Annotated in this window: 15 protein-coding genes and 1 pseudogene; 15 read left to right on the top strand and 1 reads right to left on the bottom strand. The window is 41.5% G+C overall.

Annotated elements, in window-relative coordinates; translation table 11 throughout:
* The first annotated feature begins 25 nt into the window (after window positions 1–25).
* On the top strand, window positions 26–739 hold the full coding sequence (locus tag ACRWQL_RS05690) for a ZIP family metal transporter (protein WP_434952716.1): 714 nt from the start codon (window positions 26–28) through the stop codon (window positions 737–739).
* Window positions 740–796: 57 nt separating this feature from the next.
* Here ACRWQL_RS05690 and ACRWQL_RS05685 read toward each other — a convergent pair.
* Window positions 797–2,103: pseudogene (locus ACRWQL_RS05685) on the bottom strand (NAD(P)/FAD-dependent oxidoreductase).
* 209 nt (window positions 2,104–2,312) lie between these two features.
* On the opposite strand from ACRWQL_RS05685, the gene ACRWQL_RS05680 reads away from it, so the two are divergent.
* The 14 genes from ACRWQL_RS05680 (at window position 2,313) to ACRWQL_RS05615 (ending at window position 19,724) form a co-directional block, all read left to right on the top strand.
* Window positions 2,313–2,861 carry a cupin domain-containing protein gene (locus ACRWQL_RS05680; RefSeq protein WP_434928516.1) on the top strand — a complete coding sequence of 183 codons (549 nt, stop codon included), beginning with the start codon at window positions 2,313–2,315 and terminating at the stop codon, window positions 2,859–2,861.
* A gap of 460 nt (window positions 2,862–3,321) precedes the next feature.
* Window positions 3,322–4,086, top strand: a complete 765-nt coding sequence (locus ACRWQL_RS05675; RefSeq protein WP_434940245.1) for a gamma-glutamyl-gamma-aminobutyrate hydrolase family protein — start codon at window positions 3,322–3,324, stop codon at window positions 4,084–4,086.
* Window positions 4,087–4,089: 3 nt separating this feature from the next.
* Window positions 4,090–5,445, top strand: coding sequence for a glutamine synthetase family protein (locus ACRWQL_RS05670; RefSeq protein ID WP_226410773.1), 1,356 nt, complete (start codon window positions 4,090–4,092; stop codon window positions 5,443–5,445).
* A 187-nt stretch (window positions 5,446–5,632) separates the two neighbouring features.
* Window positions 5,633–7,003 carry an aspartate aminotransferase family protein gene (locus ACRWQL_RS05665; protein WP_434952715.1) on the top strand — a complete coding sequence of 457 codons (1,371 nt, stop codon included), beginning with the start codon at window positions 5,633–5,635 and terminating at the stop codon, window positions 7,001–7,003.
* A gap of 291 nt (window positions 7,004–7,294) precedes the next feature.
* Window positions 7,295–8,395 carry a polyamine ABC transporter substrate-binding protein gene (locus ACRWQL_RS05660; RefSeq protein WP_434928520.1) on the top strand — a complete coding sequence of 367 codons (1,101 nt, stop codon included), beginning with the start codon at window positions 7,295–7,297 and terminating at the stop codon, window positions 8,393–8,395.
* A 136-nt stretch (window positions 8,396–8,531) separates the two neighbouring features.
* Complete coding sequence (gene potA, locus ACRWQL_RS05655) at window positions 8,532–9,668, top strand: polyamine ABC transporter ATP-binding protein (protein ID WP_434928521.1); 1,137 nt, start codon at window positions 8,532–8,534, stop codon at window positions 9,666–9,668.
* Window positions 9,668–10,564 (top strand): ABC transporter permease subunit, encoded by an 897-nt coding sequence (locus tag ACRWQL_RS05650; RefSeq protein WP_404830062.1) that lies wholly within the window; start codon window positions 9,668–9,670, stop codon window positions 10,562–10,564. Before potA ends, ACRWQL_RS05650 begins: the two co-directional genes overlap by 1 nt.
* Window positions 10,561–11,379: an ABC transporter permease subunit gene (locus tag ACRWQL_RS05645; RefSeq protein ID WP_434928523.1), complete on the top strand. Its 819-nt coding sequence runs from the start codon at window positions 10,561–10,563 to the stop codon at window positions 11,377–11,379. The genes ACRWQL_RS05650 and ACRWQL_RS05645 overlap by 4 nt, the downstream gene beginning before the upstream one ends.
* Before the next feature lie 417 nt (window positions 11,380–11,796).
* A complete protein-coding gene (locus ACRWQL_RS05640; protein WP_434928524.1) occupies window positions 11,797–13,083 on the top strand; it encodes an NAD(P)/FAD-dependent oxidoreductase in 1,287 nt (428 codons plus the stop codon).
* A 29-nt stretch (window positions 13,084–13,112) separates the two neighbouring features.
* Window positions 13,113–14,561, top strand: a complete 1,449-nt coding sequence (gene gabD / locus ACRWQL_RS05635; RefSeq protein WP_434952714.1) for an NADP-dependent succinate-semialdehyde dehydrogenase — start codon at window positions 13,113–13,115, stop codon at window positions 14,559–14,561.
* 11 nt (window positions 14,562–14,572) lie between these two features.
* On the top strand, window positions 14,573–15,850 hold the full coding sequence (gabT, locus tag ACRWQL_RS05630; protein ID WP_434952713.1) for a 4-aminobutyrate--2-oxoglutarate transaminase: 1,278 nt from the start codon (window positions 14,573–14,575) through the stop codon (window positions 15,848–15,850).
* A gap of 186 nt (window positions 15,851–16,036) precedes the next feature.
* Window positions 16,037–18,154, top strand: coding sequence for a methyl-accepting chemotaxis protein (locus ACRWQL_RS05625; RefSeq protein ID WP_434952712.1), 2,118 nt, complete (start codon window positions 16,037–16,039; stop codon window positions 18,152–18,154).
* A gap of 82 nt (window positions 18,155–18,236) precedes the next feature.
* A complete protein-coding gene (locus ACRWQL_RS05620; RefSeq protein WP_434952711.1) occupies window positions 18,237–18,899 on the top strand; it encodes an RluA family pseudouridine synthase in 663 nt (220 codons plus the stop codon).
* A gap of 102 nt (window positions 18,900–19,001) precedes the next feature.
* Complete coding sequence (locus tag ACRWQL_RS05615) at window positions 19,002–19,724, top strand: DUF599 domain-containing protein (RefSeq protein WP_434952710.1); 723 nt, start codon at window positions 19,002–19,004, stop codon at window positions 19,722–19,724.
* The last annotated feature ends 77 nt before the right edge of the window (window positions 19,725–19,801 follow it).

The following is a 19,801-nucleotide window of genomic DNA, read 5'->3' as shown; positions in this document are numbered from 1 at the left end:
ATAATGTCATAAAGAAGTGAAGGCTATGTCTGATGTATTGATCGTGGTGGGTGTTACTTTACTAGCAGGGTTGGCTATGCCACTTGGTGCGGTTATCGCTCAGATGGAGCACATCAAGTCTGATTGGTTGCAACAGGAGTTTCGCCATGGCGTGATGGCCTTTGGTGGCGGTGCGCTGTTATCTGCAGTCGGTTTGGTGTTAGTGCCTGAAAGTGTTGAGGTATTATCACTCCCATTGGCAGTTCTGTTTTTTGGGCTAGGCGCTTTAGCGTTCATGTCGTTAGATATTTTACTGGTTAAAATCAATACCCCAGCCAGTCAATTAAGTGCCATGCTGGCGGATTTTATTCCTGAATCTATTGCTTTAGGCGCTGCATTGGCTACCGGCAGTAAAACGGCCTTTTTATTAGCAGCATTAATTGGATTACAAAATTTACCAGAAGGGTTTAATGCTTATCGAGAGTTAAACCAACATAATCGTTTTAAGCCTAGGTTATTGATAGGTATTTTTGCACTAATTGCTTTGTTTGGGCCTATTGCAGGCATTATTGGTTATGTTTGGTTAGCGGACCAACCTGAGGTTATTGGAGTAATAATGATATTTGCCTCAGGCGGTATTCTTTATTCAGTATTTCAAGATATTGCTCCCCAAGTAAAGTTAGAGCAACATTGGTTTCCACCCTGCGGAGCAGTACTTGGTTTTGGGCTGGGTATGGTCGGTTATATCATGACGCAATAGCCGTCTATGCTAGGTTATAAGCTGTTGATTAGGATAAATCAACAGCCCTAATTCATATTAGAAAATATCTTTAAAGCGATGATATAGCATACCAGCCGCTAACATAGGCGAGCGAAAATATGGCCCGCCTGGAAATGTCATGTGTTTTATCTTATCAAAAATATCAAACCGTTCGGCTTGCTCCGTGATAGCTTCGGCGATGAGTTTTGCTGCCATATGAGTAGCATTGACGCCATGTCCTGAATAAGCTTGGGCATAGAAAATATTTTTAGCATCAGGCAAACGCCCTATTTGCGGCATTCTGTTAGCACCAATACCTATCATCCCCCCCATTGGTAATCAATTTTAACCCCTTTAAGTTGCGGGAATACATGTTCTAAATTGGGCCGCAGTGCTGCTTCAATATTGCTGGGATCTTTTCCTGAGTAAGTGCATAAACCGCCAAACAATAACCGATTATCAGCGGATAAATGAAAGTAGTCTAAGGCTACGCGCATATCTGCAAATGCCATATTCTTTGGAATAATAGCTTGGCATTGTGCTGCAGTTAATGGCTCTGTTGCCAGTAAGTAACTGCCTGCGGGAAGTACCTTTCCGCCGACATAATCATTCAGTTTATGACCAATGTACGCATTACCGGCCAGCACTAAAAATTGACAATTAACTTCACCTTTAGCGGTTTTAACCACTGGTTTATCGCCTTTGTATATATGTTCTGCTGGGCTGTACTCAAAAATCTTTACCCCTAACTCACGGGCAACTCTTGCTTCACCCAGCACTAAGTTCAGCGGGTGTAAGTGGCCACTGCCCATGTCGACTAACGCACCTTGATAGAAATCTGATTGGATAACGTCACTGATGTGTGCTTTATCAAGTAATTGAATATCATGTTGATAGCCCGCTTGTTTTAAGTCGGTAAACTCTTGCTCTAACTCATGCATGTGCCGAGGTTTTACGGCTAAGTCACAATAACCCATTTGTAAGTCACATTGGATGTTGTGCTGTTGTACGCGTTGCTTAACAATTTCAACTGCTTCAAAGCCCATTTGCGTGATGGCGTTGACGCCCTCAGTGCCGATGACATTGTTAAACTGGCTGGCATCATGGCCAATACCGCGAATTAACTCTCCACCGTTGCGCCCTGACGCTCCCCAACCGATGCGTTTCGCTTCTAAAACCGCCACGCTAAAGCCTTTTTGAGCAAGCTCTATTGCAGTATTAATACCCGTAAACCCCCCACCAACAATACAAACATCGACAGTGATAGATTCTGTTAGTTGTGGATAATCGAATAGTTCTTTCGCACTGTGGAAGTAAAAAGAATCTGGGTATTTATCGCTATGGATCGGTGAGGGCTGTGACATAGCGTCTCCAATTTAAAGGCTAATGATTAATGAGTCGTAGGGTCTATCTATCGGTAATTTTTAATCGACAGATTGTGCATTTTATTTAACACTGAATTAAGCTAGAATACAATTCCTTTCACGTTAGTAAATACAATGATAAATTGCTGTGACATATTCGATGTCATCTAGTGTCATTCGAAACGGCTATTATTTTCAGGAGTCAGAAATTGGATATAGGGGCAAGCTTAAAAGCTGTTCGGAAAATGCGCGGTCTTTCCCAGCGCGAGTTAGCTAAGCGTGCAGGCGTGACCAATAGTACTATTTCAATGATTGAAAAAAACAGTGTTAGTCCTTCTATTAGCTCCTTAAAGAAGGTTCTCGCTGGGATCCCTATGTCATTGGTTGAGTTCTTTTCTATTGAGGAGGGCACTGTCGGTGAGCAAAAAGTCGTTTATCGCTCTGAAGAGTTACTCGATATTGGTACCGGTGATTTAGTTTATAAGCTTATTGGTAGAGACTTTCCAAATCGTGCAATGTCACTGATGTATGAAACTTATCCACCCAAAACAAGTACAGGCGATGAGATGCTACAACATCGTGGTGAAGAAGGGGCTTATATTCTAGAAGGTAAAATTGAACTTACCGTTGCCGATGAGACCTTTGTGCTGCATAAAGGCGATAGCTATTACTTTAATAGTGAACTGCCACATAAGTTCGCGAATCCCTTCGAAGAGCCATGCCGCTTGGTTAGTGCAACCACGCCGGGTGATTTTTAGTATTTTCTGACTGATTGCAAAGTAGTGCGCATTACTTTGCAAACCTCTTAAGTCTGTTTTTGGGCTATAAATACGCTGCAATCTAATCCTACAATGTAAATAATATTAAGCATAATATTGTTCTCTATATGAAACTTTGTTTTTAAAAAGCCTCCAATTCCATATTGAAATTGATTGTACCAAGATATTTTTATTCTGGTTTACAACTGTTTATTCCTATTTTTACTGCGCTTGCTTGATTAGGTGATGCTGGAACTATAAAAATTTATCCAGTTGTATTATTGCTATTGCCTAGTGTTAAAATTAAGTGTAGTGTGTGAAAAAACGAACACAAATTATTAGTTAATTAAATAGATTATATATTGTGGAAATATCACAGTTTTGAGTGTTTAATGATCAATACTTTCCAAGTGTTTGAAAGAAATGCTGCATATTTGCAGTTCAACAGTGTAGGTGTGATATGTCTTTGTCAAAAGTCCCAATGATTGGGGTAGTGGCATGTAATCAACAAATAGGATTACACCCATTTAATATTGTGGGTGAAAAATACCTACTCAGTGTCGTTAACGGTGCGAAAGGCTTTCCTTTAGTTATCCCCTCTTTGGGTTTAGCCGTACCCACCGCAGAATTACTTTCTCGCCTGGATGGTATTTTATTTACCGGTTCACCATCTAATGTGGAGCCACATCATTTTCAAGGCCCTGCTAGTGCAGAAGGCACTCACCATGATCCTAAGCGCGATGCGACTACATTACCCCTAATCAAAGCAGCCATAGATGCGGGTGTGCCTGTATTCGGAATTTGTCGTGGTTTTCAAGAGATGAATGTGGTTTATGGTGGCAGCTTGCACCAAAAACTGCATGAAGTTGGCCAATTTATTGAACACAGAGAAGATAAAACGGCTCCAGTAGATGTGCAGTATGGCTTGTCACATGCTATTGATATAGTGCCTGGTGGTTTACTCCATCAAGCGTGGGGCAGTGAACAGGCTGAAGTGAATTCAGTGCATACTCAAGGCGTCGACAGATTAGGCTCGGGATTAATACCAGAGGCGCATTCGCCAGACGGGTTAGTTGAAGCATTTTCTGTGAAAGGTGCTAAGGCTTTTGCGTTAGGTGTGCAATGGCACCCAGAATGGAAAGTGCAAGATAATCAGTTTTATTCATCAATTTTTGATGCATTCGGCAAAGCGTGCCGTTTGCATGCAGCTAAACGAGAGAAATAACCAATGGATAAGTTAATTACGTTCCTAAAAGATAGAAAAATTACCGAAGTTGAATGTGTGATCAGTGACATGACAGGTATCGCTCGAGGCAAAATTGCCCCAGTAGATAAGTTTATTGATGAGAAAGGCATGCGTTTACCTGAAAGCGTATTGCTGCAAACGGTGACGGGTGATTTTATCGATGACGGTATTTTCTATTCATTACTTGATAAAGCCGATATCGATTTTGTGTGCGTGCCGGATGAGAATGCAGTATTCATGCTACCTTGGACTGTAGAAGCTACCGCACAAGTTATTCACGATTGTTATGATCGTATGGGTAATCCAATTGAATTATCACCACGTAATGTGCTTAAAAAAGTACTTAAACTTTATGAAGATAAAGGTTGGGAACCCGTTATTGCACCAGAAATGGAGTTTTATTTAACTCAACGTAGTGATGACCATGACTTACCGCTTAAGCCTCCTATTGGTCGCTCTGGCCGTCCTGAAGCTGGTCGTCAATCATTTTCAATCGACGCCGCAAATGAATTCGATCCACTGTTTGAAGATATGTACGATTGGTGTGAGCTTCAAGGTTTAGATATTGATACCCTAATCCATGAAGATGGTCCTGCGCAGATGGAGATTAACTTCAGCCATGGCAATCCATTATCGTTAGCCGATCAAGTATTTATATTTAAACGTACACTTAAAGAAGCGGCATTAAAGCATAATGTGTGTGCTACTTTTATGGCTATGCCGGTTACTGATGAGCCAGGCAGTGCGATGCACATCCACCAAAGTGTGATTGATAAAAAAACCGGTAAAAACATTTTTACTAAAGAAGATGGTACTCAAAGCCAGTTGTTTTTAAATTATATTGCCGGCTTACAAACCTATATTCCTGAATTATTACCATTAATGGCACCAAGTGTTAACTCTTTCCGTCGTTTCCTTCCGGGTACTTCTGCACCTGTGAACCTAGAGTGGGGCGTAGAGAACCGCACATGTGGTCTACGTATTCCAGAATCATCACCAGAGAACCGTCGTATTGAAAACCGTATTCCAGGTGCTGATGCAAACTGTTACTTAACCATTGCAGCGAGTTTATTGGCTGGTTTCATTGGTATGGAAAAAGGCTTACGTCCTTCAAATCCTGTGACAGGTCGTTCAAATGAAAGTCGCACCAGTAACGAATACTGTTTACCGCTGACCCTAGAAGAAGCCTTGATTGCAATGCAAGAAAGTGAAGCGTGTATTGAATATTTAGGTCAGTCTTTCACCACAGGTTTTGTGGCGGTTAAGCAAGCTGAACTTGAAAACTTCCGCCGCGTAGTGAGCTCTTGGGAGCGTGAGTTCCTGTTATTAACGGTTTAGTTAATAACAGTTGAATAGCGGAGTGAATCACTTCGCTATTCAGTTTGATAAGTTAGCTAGCCATTCCAGCTTTTAAAAGCTGAGTGGCTCATTACGTCAGTCGAAGAGTTAATAATATTTTCAGATGATTACATAACTGCAGTCAGGACTGGTAAGTTGTCATTTTTGCCAGCTTAAAGGAACATGTATGACAAATTTAGCCTCTTTACAGCAAGCAGATAAAGCACATTTTATTCATCCATTTACAGACTCTAAAGCCCTTGGCGAGAAAGGCACTCGTGTGATTGAGCGCGCCGAAGGTGTCTATATATGGGATGTCCAAGGTCATAAATTATTAGACGCAATGGCGGGGCTTTGGTGTGTAAATGTGGGTTATGGCCGACAATCAATTGTCGATGCCGCTTGTCAGCAGATGCAAAAACTTCCTTTCTACAACAGTTTTTTTCAATGTACTCACCCACCCGCTATTGAGTTAGCAAAAACCATTGCCGAACTTGCCCCTAAACACATGAATAGTGTGTTCTTTACCGGTTCGGGATCTGAATCAAACGACACAAACTTACGCATGGTGCGACGCTATTGGGATTTAAAAGGTCAACCCAATAAAAAAACCATTATCAGCAGACACAATGCTTACCATGGTTCTACAGTAGCGGGTGCAAGTTTAGGCGGCATGTCTGGCATGCACGAACAAGGGGATTTACCTATCCCCAAAGTAGTGCATATCGCACAACCCTATTGGTATGCCGAAGGGGGTGACTTAACGCCCGAAGCATTTGGTCTACAAGCTGCCCAAGCACTAGAAACTAAAATATTAGAACTAGGTGAAGATAATGTTGCGGCATTTATTGCCGAACCTTTTCAAGGTGCTGGTGGCGTAATTATTCCTCCATCCACATACTGGCCTGAAATTAAACGTATTTTAGCTAAATATGACGTGTTACTTATTTTGGATGAAGTGATTAGTGGTTTTGGCAGAACGGGGCATTGGTTTGCCGCTGAATACTTTGACCTACAACCTGATTTTATTTCGATAGCAAAAGGCATGACATCTGGCTACGTACCTATGGGTGGCGTAATAATTGCAGACCGTGTCGCGGATGTGATTAAACAGCAATGTGGTGAATTTACCCATGGTTTTACCTACTCAGGTCATCCGGTTGCTGCGGCTGCTGCATTAGAAAATATCAATATTATCAAACGAGAAAAATTAGTTGAAAAAGTGGCTACAGAAACGGCACCGTATTTTCAACAACGCTTACAACAATTAGCTGAGCATCCATTAGTGGGTGAGGTAAGAGGCTTAGGTTTGGTTGCTGCGATTGAGCTAGTGCAAGATAAAGCGAAACGCCAGCGTTTTTCAGCCAAGATTGGTGTGGGAACTTGGTGTCGAGATTTTTGTATCGAGCATGGTTTGGTGATGCGGTCAGTGGGCGATACTATGATTATTTCTCCGCCACTGGTTATTACCAAGGCAGAGATCGATGAGTTGGTTGATAAGGCTTTAATGGCCCTAAATGACACCTATACTAAATGTTTAGCCAGTAAAGCATATTGATAGCAATGATATTGACTTTAAAAATACTTTTGCACGCTTAATAAAGCTTGTTGCATGTTTATGAGTAATTAGTGGTTTTTTAAGCAATTAGATTGTTACTATCTAGTAATTAAAAAGGTTTTTGATAGAATCCAAAAAAATTATAGCATTTGCATTTTGCTGTGATGTTACCGATGCAGAAATATGATGTAGCATTGGATAATTTCCTTTTTATAAGGGAATGATAATAACGCTTTAAAAGCGAATAACTGTCAGCACAGTCCTGACCATTATCCAAGTAAGGGAGAACATATGAAGCTACTTAACAAACTGTCTACCATAGCGCTTATTTCAGCGTCGGTATTTGCCAGCACTTCGCTGCATGCTGAAGAAGTTGTCAAGATGTACAATTGGTCTGACTATATCGCAGAAGATACCTTAGCAAACTTTGAAAAAGAGACTGGCATTCGCGTTATTTATGACGTGTTCGACAGTAACGAAGTGCTAGAAGCTAAATTGCTTTCTGGTCGCAGTGGTTATGACATAGTGGTTCCATCAAATCACTTTTTGGCTAAGCAAATCAAAGCGGGTGCCTTTCAAAAGCTCGATCGTACTAAGTTGACTAACTATGCCAACTTAAAACCGGACTTAATGAAGCAGCTTGAGAAAGCCGATCCTGCTAATGAACATGCCGTACCTTACTTATGGGGCACTAATGGTATTGGCTATAACATCGATAAAGTTAAAGCTGTGTTAGGTGAAGATGCGCCATTTGATTCATTAGAGCTTATTTTTAATCCTAAATACGCAGAAAAAATCGCATCATGTGGTTTTTCAATGCTAGATTCTGCTGACGACATGCTGCCGCAAGCACTCATTTATCTTGGTTTAGATCCGAACAGTAAAAATGCCGCTGATTATGAAAAAGCCGCTGAAGTTCTTGCCAAAGTTCGTCCGTATATCACCTACTTCCATTCATCGCGTTATATTTCAGATCTCGCTAATGGCGATATTTGTGTCGCATATGGTTTCTCTGGCGATGTATTCCAGGCCGCAGCTCGAGCAGATGAAGCGGGTAACGGTAACAAAATTGGTTATTCAATTCCTAAAGAAGGTGCAAACCTTTGGTTTGATATGTTAGCGATTCCACAAGATGCCACAAACGTTGATAACGCCCATAAGTTAATTAACTATTTATTGCGTCCTGAGGTAATAGCACCTATCAGTAACTATGTTGCTTATGCTAACCCTAATACTCCTGCACAGGCGCTAGTTGATGATGCAATCAAAAATGATCCAGCAATTTATCCACCACAAAGCGTAATCGACAAGCTGTACATTGGTGATATTCGCCCAATGAAAATTCAACGAGTTGTGACACGTGCTTGGACTAAAGTGAAATCTGGTCAGTAGTCAGATCCACATATTAGGGCAAGGTAACTTGCCCTAAATACTTAGCCCTTTCATCAATCAGATTTTAATGTTCTTTGTAACCCCAAATAATAATCAATGTTACAGAACACATACTCCAACTAGGCGGAGCAGTATCATGGAAAACACCTCGGGCGTCACTAATAAACCAACCACAAAGACGCAAGATAAAGTACTCCTTAAAATTGATCGAATTAGTAAACTATTTGATGATGTCCGCGCAGTCGACAATGTGTCACTGACCATTAATCAAGGTGAAATTTTCGCATTATTAGGTGGCTCAGGCTCAGGAAAATCAACTCTATTACGTATATTGGCCGGGTTTGAAAAGCCGACTGAAGGTCGTATTTTTCTGGACGGTGTCGATATTACCGACATGCCTCCCTATGAACGCCCTATCAATATGATGTTCCAATCCTATGCATTATTTCCACATATGACGGTAGAACAAAATATTGCCTTTGGCTTAAAACAAGACAAAATGCCCAAAGCTGATATTGCTCAACGCGTTGAGGAAATGCTCAAGTTGGTGCACATGGAAACATATGCTAAGCGTAAACCACATCAATTGTCGGGTGGTCAGCGTCAACGTGTCGCCTTGGCTCGTTCATTAGCTAAAAGACCTAAACTATTACTACTTGATGAGCCTATGGGCGCATTAGATAAAAAACTGCGTACTCAAATGCAGTTAGAAGTGGTCGATATTCTTGAAGCCGTAGGCGTGACCTGTGTCATGGTAACTCACGATCAAGAAGAGGCCATGACGATGGCAGGGCGTATTTCTATTATGAATGAAGGTTGGATTGCACAAACTGGCAGCCCAACAGACATTTATGAGGCGCCTAATAGCCGTATGGTTGCTGAGTTTATTGGCACAGTAAATTTATTTAAAGGCGATATTATTGCCGATGAAGCCGATCACGCCATTATTAAATCACACACTTTAAAACAACCTTTTTATATTGGACACGGTATTTCTACCAGTTTAGATAATAAGACTGTGATGCTTGCTGTGCGCCCTGAAAAAACCATCATTACCCGTGAACAGCCTGAAGGTGAGTATAACTGGGCCAGAGGCGTAGTACATGATATTGCCTATTTAGGTGGCGTTTCAGTATTTTATATTAAGCTAAGAAACAAGCAAATTGTTCAGTGCTCAATGATTAACCGTGAACGCCGATCGGATCACCCAACATGGGAAGAAGAAGTCTTTATCAGTTGGGAAGACACCAGCGGGGTTGTATTGCAATCATGATGAATCCATTTAAACGCCTAAAAGGCCGACATTTGACCATGGGTATACCTTACCTATGGTTATTGATGTTCTTTGCACTGCCTTTCGCCATTGTGTTGAAGCTGAGTTTTTCAACTGCTGCGATTGCTATTCCTCCCTACGAGGCAACCTTTAGCTTTATTGATGAGACATTATCCATCTTTTTGAATTTTGGTAACTATTTACTATTGCTACAGGATTCAATGTACTATGTTGCCTATTTAACCTCACTTAAAATGGCACTCATTGCCACCTTAGGTTGTTTGTTATTAGGCTTCCCTATGGCTTATGCCATTGCTAGAGCGCCAACCCGATTTCAACCTGTGTTATTACTGTTAGTGATGCTGCCATCATGGACATCATTTTTGATCCGTATTTATGCCTGGATGGGTATTTTAAGTAACACTGGCTTAGTGAATAACTTCTTAATCTGGCTTGGGGTGATTTCTGAGCCTATTCAAATGCTCAATACTAACTTTGCCGTGTATATTGGTATTATTTATGGCTACCTGCCATTTATGATTTTGCCCTTATATGCCACTTTAGTGAAACTGGATATGAGCTTAATTGAAGCCGCATCTGACTTAGGTTCTAGTAGTCTCAATACCTTCTGGAAAATTACGCTGCCTTTATCAATGGGGGGAGTGGTAGCAGGCTCAATGCTAGTGTTTATTCCAGCTGTTGGTGAGTTTGTTATTCCTGAGCTACTAGGTGGCCCTGATTCATTGATGATTGGTAAAGTATTGTGGCAAGAGTTCTTTAATAACCGTGATTGGCCTGTGGCTTCATCATTGGCTATTGTCATGTTAGCACTGTTAATTGTGCCAATTACCTTGTTCCATCGCTATCAGTCACGTGATATGGAGAACGATGCATGAAAAACTTAAGTTTCTCTAAAATCATGTTGTGGTTCGGCTTACTTTTTCTGTATGCCCCGATGCTTATTTTGGTTATTTATTCTTTTAATGAATCAAAACTGGTCACGGTCTGGAGTGGGTTTTCACCAAAATGGTACGGTGAACTGTTTCAAGATGAGCAGATTTTAAGTGCCGTGTGGGTGAGTTTACGTATCGCATTTTACAGTGCAACTATGGCGGTCATTATTGGCACTATGGCAGCGTTTGTCATGACACGTTTTCGTCGCTCATGGGCTAAATTAACCTTATCTAACATGATCACCGCACCATTGGTTATGCCTGAAGTAATTACCGGTTTATCTTTACTGTTACTGTTTGTGCAAATGGCTGATACTTTTGGTTGGCCAACTGAACGCGGAATGCTAACAGTGTGGATTGCACACTCAACATTTTGTGCCGCTTACGTAGCCGTTGTGGTGTCGTCAAGATTGCGCGAGCTAGACAGATCAATTGAAGAAGCCGCGATGGATTTAGGGGCTACGCCACTAAAAACCTTCTTCTTGATTACGGTTCCTATGATATCGCCAGCGTTAATTGCTGGTTGGTTATTATCATTTAGTTTGTCATTAGATGACTTAGTGATAGCCAGCTTTGCTTCTGGTCCGGGTTCTACAACCTTGCCTATGGTGGTGTTTTCATCAGTGCGCTTAGGGGTGTCGCCTAAGATTAATGCGTTAGCGACCATCATTATTTTTGCGGTGTCTCTTGTTGCATTCCTGTCCTGGTACTTTACTCGACGGGCAGAAAAGAAAGCGCAAAAAGCGATGGAGTCATAGGGTATTAACTTGAAATAATAGAAGCGCGTCATGATGATATTTCGATTCATCAACGCGCTTTTTTATTATCTATAATAAGTCATCACTCGAGTCTTAATCTGGATTAAACGTCTTTAATTGGCTCTCGAGTAATTGATCTTTGATGGGCTTTTTTGTGGATCACTTGTCGGTTTAACTAGACCACCATGACTGAGATACCAAAATGTAAATAACCCAAATTTAGATAACCCAAACTCTTCAAAATAAGCTGTATTCGTACCTATTAGTCATGCTAATAATAGTGCAGGATTATGGTTTTAGAGTGTTTAATATTTTCAACAAACTGTAAATAATTATACCTTTTCGGCTAGTTTTTATGATGACCTAGGTGTAGGATGAGACAGTTATATTTTGCAATGTACATATAAAGGAAGTGCTATGTCTGCTACACCTCATACTAGTTCATATTACGCCGCATCGGCCAACGATAAAGTTGAACGCCCTCGTTTAGAATCTGTTATTGAAACAGATGTTTGTATTGTTGGCGCAGGTTATACAGGCTTATCAGCGGGGCTCCATCTTTTAGAAAGTGGCATGAGGGTAGTTATCCTTGAGGCCGCCAGAATTGGCTGGGGTGCATCTGGCCGAAACGGCGGTCAAATTGTTAACTCTTTTAGCCGTGACATAGACAGTATTGAAAAAGTGGTTGGCAAAGAGCAAGGTAAGCTTTTTGGTGAAATGGCATTTGAAGGCGGGCGTATCATTCGTGAACGCATTGCCAAATATAATATTGATTGTGATTTAAAGAATGGTGGCGTTTTTGCCGCCATGAATAAAAAACAAATGGGCCATTTACGGTCACAAAAAGACTTGTGGGAAGCCCATGGACATAATCAACAACTTGAAATTTTAGATCACGATGCTATTCGTAAAGTGGTTGATTCGGACCTATACGTTGGCGGCTTATTAGATAAAAGTGGCGGCCATATTCACCCTTTGAATCTAGCATTAGGTGAAGCCCGTGCGGTTGAATCTTTAGGTGGATTAATTTTTGAAGACTCTGCTGTTATTAATATTGACGATGGCGCCTCACCGGTTGTGCATACAGCGCAAGGTCAAGTTAAATGTAAGTTCGTCGTTGTTGCTGGTAATGCCTATTTAGGTAAGTTGCTGCCTGAATTACACGCTAAGTCTATGCCATGTGGTACTCAAGTAGTGACTACAGCGCCATTATCAGATGAGATGGCTGCCAGTATTTTACCGCAGGATTATTGTGTCGAAGATTGTAACTATTTACTCGACTACTACCGTTTAACCGGAGATAAACGTCTAATATTCGGTGGTGGCGTGGTATATGGCGCGCGTGATCCCGCCAATATCAAAGCGCTTATAGAACCTAAATTGCTGAAAACATTCCCACAACTTAAAGGGATTAAAATTGATTATGCTTGGACAGGTAATTTCTTAATGACCTTGTCGCGTTTGCCACAAGTTGGCCGTATTGGCCACAATATTTATTATTCTCAAGGCTGTAGCGGCCATGGTGTGACATACACACATCTTGCGGGAAAATTGATCGCAGAAATGCTAAATGGCCAAGCAACTCGCTTTGATGCATTTGCGGCATTACCCCATTATCCATTCCCTGGTGGACACGCCTTAAGAGTGCCTTTTAGTGCTATTGGAGCCTGGTATTACACTATGCGCGATAAGTTTGGCGTATAAGTTTTGGTATTTAGATTAAGGAGATCATCATGGTATTGAATGACCCAAGCTTATTACAACAGCAATGCTATATCGATGGCCAATGGGTTAGTGCAAACTCTGGTGATACCATTGCGATAGCAAACCCTGCCAATCACGACATTATCGGCCATGTACCTGTAATGGGCGCGGCCGAGACATCGGCTGCCATCGATGCGGCAAATAAAGCATTACCTGCCTGGCGTGCACTAACGGCTAAAGAGCGCAGCAGCAAATTGCGTCGTTGGTTTGAGTTAATAATTGAAAACGCAGATGATCTTGCGTTGCTGATGACCACCGAGCAGGGCAAGCCGTTAGCTGAAGCAAAAGGCGAAGTTACTTATGCAGCGTCATTTATTGAATGGTTTGCTGAAGAAGCTAAGCGCATTTATGGTGATACTATTCCTGGCCATCAAGCTGATAAAAGACTGACAGTTATCAAGCAACCTGTGGGTGTTACTGCGGCAATTACGCCTTGGAATTTCCCCGCTGCTATGATTACCCGAAAGGCAGCACCGGCATTAGCTGCTGGTTGTACTATGGTGGTTAAACCTGCGGAGCAAACTCCCTTTACGGCATTAGCATTAGCTGAACTAAGCCGCCGGGCCGGTATTCCTGCTGGGGTATTTAGTGTGGTTACAGGCAAAGCTATTGAAATTGGTAATACCCTGTGTGAAAGCCCTATTGTGCGAAAATTATCATTTACAGGTTCAACTGGGGTTGGCATCAAGCTTATGGCGCAATGTGCGCCGACGCTTAAAAAGTTATCATTAGAATTAGGCGGTAATGCGCCATTTATTGTGTTTGATGATGCCGACATAGATGCCGCAGTCGAAGGTGCAATGATTGCTAAATATCGCAATGCTGGCCAAACCTGTGTGTGTGCTAACCGTATCTATGTGCAAGCGGGAGTGTATGACACTTTCATCCAAAAATTTGCCGATGCTGTCGCAAAATTGAAAGTGGGACATGGCACTGAACAAGGTGTCACCATTGGACCACTGATAAATGCCAATGCTGTAGCAAAAGTGCAAAGTCATTTAGATGATGCGTTAGCAAAAGGTGCCAGTGTGGTTACCGGTGGCAACCCCCACGCATTAGGCGGTTTCTTTTTTGAGCCCACCATAGTGCGTGATGTCAATAAAACCATGTTAGTTGCCCGCGAAGAAACCTTTGGTCCTTTAGCGCCAATCTTCAAGTTTGATAGTGTAGACGATGTAATTAATCAGGCCAACGATACTGAGTTTGGTTTAGCAGCCTATTTTTATGGCCGTGATATTTCATTGGTTTATAAAGTGGCAGAAGCACTAGAGTACGGCATGGTTGGTGTTAATACTGGACTTATTTCGACAGAAGTTGCGCCATTTGGCGGAATAAAATCTTCAGGTTTAGGCCGTGAAGGGTCAAAATTTGGCATCGAGGAATACCTCGAAATGAAATATATCTGTATGTCTGTGTAAGGGTATAGGCAATGAATAAAACAAATGAACAATTAATGGCTCGTCGCCAGGCAGCTGTTGCGCAAGGCGTAAGTCAAATTCATCCGCTTTTCATAGAGCGAGCTGAAAATGCTACCGTTTGGGATGTTGAAGGTCGTGAATATATCGATTTTGCAGGCGGTATTGCGGTGCTTAACACTGGCCACTTACACCCAAAAGTAAAAGCGGCGGTTCAAGCGCAGTTAGATGATTTTTCCCATACTTGTTTTATGGTGCTAGCGTATGAAAGCTACGTAGAAGTGTGTGAGAAATTAAATCAGTTAGTGCCAGGTGACTTTGCTAAAAAAACAGCGTTGTTTACTAGCGGCTCTGAAGCGGTCGAAAACGCGGTTAAAGTTGCCCGCGCTTACACAAAGCGTGCAGGCGTTATTGCTTTTACCTCAGGTTATCATGGCCGTACTATCGCGGCATTGGCATTGACCGGTAAAGTAGCCCCTTACAGCAAAGGCATGGGACTGATGTCTGCTAATGTTTTTAGGGCTGAGTTTCCGTGTGAGTTACATGGTGTGTCTGAAGATGCCGCAATGGCTTCAATTGAGCGTATTTTTAAAAATGATGCTGAGCCGAGTGACATTGCCGCCATTATTTTAGAGCCTGTACAAGGTGAGGGGGGCTTTTATGCCGCCACGCCAAGCTTTATGAAACGTTTACGTGAATTGTGCGATACCCACGGCATAATGCTTATTGCTGATGAAGTGCAAACTGGTGCTGGGCGTACCGGAACCTTTTTTGCCATGGAACAAATGGGCGTAGCCGCTGACATTACCACTTTTGCTAAATCGATAGCGGGTGGCTTCCCGCTTTCAGGTATCACTGGCCGCGCTGAAGTGATGGACGCTATTACTGCCGGTGGCTTAGGCGGTACTTATGGTGGCAGTCCACTTGCTTGTGCAGCAGCTTTGGCGGTGATTGAAGTGTTTGAGCAAGAAAAGCTACTTGAGCGAGCCAACACTTTAGGCAAACACATTAAAGCCTCAATAACCACCATGCAAAGTAAGTATAGCCAAATTGCTGAAGTGCGTGGCTTAGGTGCAATGATTGCCATTGAGTTGATGGAAAATGGTCAGCCCGCACCACAATATTGTCCCAAAGTGTTAGCCGAAGCCCGTAACCGAGGATTAATTTTACTATCTTGCGGCACCTACGGAAACGTACTGCGAGTATTAGTGCCTTTAACAGCGCCTGATGCACAAGTTGATGCGGGTTTAGCGATTATGGATGAAGTCTTTAATGTTGTTTTTAATGGCTAAATATAATTAACGTCCCAATACGTTAAGTGCAAAGTGAGCCCTATTGAGAAATAGGGTTTTTTTTCATTTTTTATCGCTTTTTTTATCGTTTTTCCATCCTATTATTAGAATCTTGACTACACTTAAAGTCGTATGTGAAATTTTTGGCATACCTATAAAGACATAATAAGAAAGTGGAGTAACAATATGAAGGCATTGCCTGTCAAAACGAAATTACTTTGGATTACATCAGGGTTGTTTTTGCTTATCGTGCTGACATTATCACTAAGCTTATGGTGGGGGTTAAGCGACAAAAATAAAATTTTAGCGCAAGAGATGGATACCACGTTACAACAAGAAATAAATCAAAAGCTATCCGCTAGCGCGGCTGAATATGGCCAACAAATTGCTGGATTTATAAATGAGGCTTACCGTATCCCTTATTCTTTTTCTGGTATGGTTGAGTATACGTCTGTTCAAGATCCCCTTGCCCGTTCAAAGTTGGCAGACTTGCTGATAGCTAATTTACGCAAAAATTCCCAAATATCATCAATGTATGCTCAATTTGAATCCAATGGTTATGATGGGCGTGATAGTGAATATTTAAATGGCTTTAGTCATAGCGTTCCTGGTAATGGTGGCTTAGAAATTTATTACACTCGCAATGATGATGGTACTGTTGAGCATCAACAAGTTGAAGATGCTGCAGAAAAGTATGTCGCGACATTAAATGAGTTTGGGATCAGGGAAGCTGAATGGTACCTGTGTGTTAAAGATTCTAAAAAGCCTTGTTTGATGGAACCTTACCTGTATGAGATATCTCCAGGCAATAATGCGTTAATGACTTCACTTACCGTTCCTGTTGTAGTGAATAATCAATTTAAAGGCATGGTCGGAGTTGATGTTAATCTGCCTATATTTCAAAAGCTTATTGATAAATTATCTCAAAGCCTTTATCAGGGTACGGCAAAAGTAACCTTATTAAGTGAACGAGGACTTGTGGTTGCAGCAAGTCATTATAATAAAATGGCTCGGCCTTTTGCTGAATCAGTCTCTCCTCAAAAAGCGTCTGAATTAATCGAGCTGCATAAAAATAATAAAATTTATAGTGATGATGACATCATAGCAGTGGCATTCCCCATTTTAATTCCACTCGCCAATGCGACCTGGTCATTGGTTATTGAAGTGCCAAAAGAACAAGCCTTTGCTGCTATCACTAAAATGGATACTGCTATGGATGACATGGCGACTTCATTAGGCAGTTTATTGTTAGTTTTAGGCGTAATTGTGTCAGTAGTCGCAATCGGTGTGATTAGTATTGTTATCCGCAGCATTATTTCACCACTGAATATGATCCAGCAAAGGGTAGAGAATTTAGGCAGTGCAGAAGGAGATTTAACTCAATCTATTCATGTAGATTCCCATGCTGAGCTGATTGCACTAGCCAAAGGTTTTAACTTATTTATTACCAAATTGAGGGATTTGATTATTGGTCTTAAAGGTTTGGCCGATCGTTCGCAATCAGAAAGTCAAAAATCAGCCAAGATTGCTCAGTTAACCCGTGAGAGTGTAAATCGCCAATATGCGGAAATTGACAGTGTTGTAACGGCAGTAAACCAGATGAGTGCCGCAGCATTAGAAGTGGCCAAAGCCTCTGAACAAACTGCGCATGAAACAGAATCGATGACCAAAAATGTCAAAGAAGGCGAGAAGCGTTTAACTCAAGCCATGGGTTATGTAAATGACATGTCTATAGAATCTGCTCAAGCACAAAAGGCCGTAGAGTTAGTTTCTCAAAGCAGTGGCAACATTAGCGGGATTTTAGAGGTGATTAGCTCTATTGCAGATCAAACCAATTTACTGGCGTTAAATGCGGCTATTGAGGCAGCAAGGGCGGGTGAGCAAGGGCGAGGTTTTGCCGTTGTAGCCGATGAGGTCAGAGCATTAGCATCTAAAACTCAAAACTCAACTAATCAAATCACTAAATTGATTGATGCACTTCAATCAGAAGTGGTCAACGCTTCAAAAATTATCGATAAGGGGGCTAAAGGCGCTCAGTTAGCCGTTGAGCAAACTGAAATGGCATTATCATCGCTTAATGCCATAGTGGTTCAAATTAATGAGGTGTCTTCACAGGTGACTCATATTGCCACTGCAGCAGAAGAGCAAAGTATGGTCACAGAAGAAGTGAGCCGCAATATTACAGGTATATCTGATTCAGCTGCAGAATTATCACAGCTAGCAGATGAGGCGCAGCAAAGCAGTCATTCGCTTGCTGAGTTAGTTCAAAAGCAGCATAGTGAGTTAGGTAAGTTAAGAACCTAATATTCTAGGCTATTGCAGTTAAAAGGTGGCCCAATGGCCACCTTTTGTTTATGCTGCGTTGTTATTTTTTTATGGTTATCTAATGATAGAATTTATCGCTCCACCTTGCCTTGGTCATATTGATATATTGTTTCAAGATGAGCACTTATTGATCATTAATAAACCCTCTGGCCTATTAAGTTTATCAGGTAAAAATCCGCTTAATATCGACTCGGTTCACTATCGTTTAGTGAAAGACTATCCAGGTTGTACTTTGGTGCATCGTTTGGATTTTGGTACCTCAGGTGTCATGCTGGTGGCATTAAATAAGCAGATAAATGGACTGTTAACTCAGCAATTTCAAAACGGTTTAGTCGAGAAAACCTATACAGCGATATTATTGGGTGAGATGCCAAGTCATCAAGGGGAAATTAAACTACCGATCGCCAAAGATGATTTTCCATTAATGAAAATTTGCAGTGCGACGGGTAAAGCGGCCCATAGTCACTATCAAGTTATTGACTCTGAGCACATAACTGGTGGTCTGCAAGTGACAAAAGTGACTTTTACACCAATAACAGGTCGAACCCATCAACTGCGCATACACAGTCAGCAAATAGGGCATCCAATTATTGGCTGCGATCTCTACCCTATTGGTCAATCACAATCTTTGGCTAGTAGGCTAATGTTACATGCTACCTCGCTTTCTTTCATCCATCCTGTCAGTGGCGAGCGAATGAATACTCAATGTATTAGCCCTTTTTAATTCTTGTTTGTCTTTAAATAGTTATTCAAGCAGAAATAAAACTGATGCATAATAAACTCTCAAATTAAAAGTGTTGGATTCTTAGCTAGATAGGGAAAGTATATGATTGGTTCACCACTGGATTATTTAGCGTTATTCACTTTTTTAGTTAGCTGGATTGGCTATACCCGCTTTTCAAAACATAAAGCTAAAACCGCTAATTGCATCGCTAGAGTGATGCATCAACAGCGTATTCATTGGATGACGCAAGTCATTGCAAAAGAGATTAGAGTCGGGGAGGCGTCGTTGTTGGCTAACCTTGAACGTAATATCGCTTTTTTTGCCTCGACGACATTGCTTATTTTAGCCGGTGTATTAACGCTATTTTCACAAGTTGAAAAGCTTGAAATGGTAATTGGCTCTATTCCTTTTTCTGTATCTCCTAATCATGCGTTGGTGCAAGTTAAGTTGGCCTTACTTGCGGGTATTTTCGTGTTAGCATTTTTTCAGTTTACTTGGTCTATGCGTCAGTATGGTTTCGTTAATGTAATGATTGGCGCAGCACCATTGGATAAAACAGGTACTGATAAAAATATGCTCGGTTATGCAAGGCAAATGGCAGTAGTACAAGATCAAGCTGCCCACTCGTATAATTATGGCCTACGGTCTTACTATTTTGCGATGGCGGCTTTGTGTTGGTTCCTACATCCATCAGCATTTATTTTCGCTAATTTATTTGTGGTGTATACCCTTTATCAACGTGAGTTTAATTCCCGCGCGGTTCAAGCTATTACCCTTGCTCAAGCACATTTAGAAAAAGACCCTGCATATAGAATGAATGAATAAAGCTAAGTGATAACCCTTTTAACACACAAAAGCCCATTTCAAATGGGCTTTTTATATTCTATTGATTGTCCCGTCCT

Origin of the sequence: Shewanella sp. HL-SH4, assembly GCF_051164845.1 — a bacterium.
Lineage (GTDB): Bacteria > Pseudomonadota > Gammaproteobacteria > Enterobacterales > Shewanellaceae > Shewanella > Shewanella glacialimarina.
Note: the sequence above shows the minus strand (reverse complement) of the source record. Positions and strands in the feature narration are given on the sequence as shown.

Coding starts and splice junctions, on each gene's coding strand:
- ACRWQL_RS05670 (WP_226410773.1), top strand. CDS start 4,090: ATGGATAAGTTAATTACGTTCCTAAAAGATAGAAAAATTACCGAAGTT.
- ACRWQL_RS05640 (WP_434928524.1), top strand. CDS start 11,797: ATGTCTGCTACACCTCATACTAGTTCATATTACGCCGCATCGGCCAAC.
- ACRWQL_RS05665 (WP_434952715.1), top strand. CDS start 5,633: ATGACAAATTTAGCCTCTTTACAGCAAGCAGATAAAGCACATTTTATT.
- gabD (WP_434952714.1), top strand. CDS start 13,113: ATGGTATTGAATGACCCAAGCTTATTACAACAGCAATGCTATATCGAT.
- ACRWQL_RS05625 (WP_434952712.1), top strand. CDS start 16,037: ATGAAGGCATTGCCTGTCAAAACGAAATTACTTTGGATTACATCAGGG.
- ACRWQL_RS05660 (WP_434928520.1), top strand. CDS start 7,295: ATGAAGCTACTTAACAAACTGTCTACCATAGCGCTTATTTCAGCGTCG.
- potA (WP_434928521.1), top strand. CDS start 8,532: ATGGAAAACACCTCGGGCGTCACTAATAAACCAACCACAAAGACGCAA.
- gabT (WP_434952713.1), top strand. CDS start 14,573: ATGAATAAAACAAATGAACAATTAATGGCTCGTCGCCAGGCAGCTGTT.
- ACRWQL_RS05675 (WP_434940245.1), top strand. CDS start 3,322: ATGTCTTTGTCAAAAGTCCCAATGATTGGGGTAGTGGCATGTAATCAA.
- ACRWQL_RS05645 (WP_434928523.1), top strand. CDS start 10,561: ATGAAAAACTTAAGTTTCTCTAAAATCATGTTGTGGTTCGGCTTACTT.
- ACRWQL_RS05620 (WP_434952711.1), top strand. CDS start 18,237: ATGATAGAATTTATCGCTCCACCTTGCCTTGGTCATATTGATATATTG.
- ACRWQL_RS05650 (WP_404830062.1), top strand. CDS start 9,668: ATGAATCCATTTAAACGCCTAAAAGGCCGACATTTGACCATGGGTATA.
- ACRWQL_RS05615 (WP_434952710.1), top strand. CDS start 19,002: ATGATTGGTTCACCACTGGATTATTTAGCGTTATTCACTTTTTTAGTT.
- ACRWQL_RS05690 (WP_434952716.1), top strand. CDS start 26: ATGTCTGATGTATTGATCGTGGTGGGTGTTACTTTACTAGCAGGGTTG.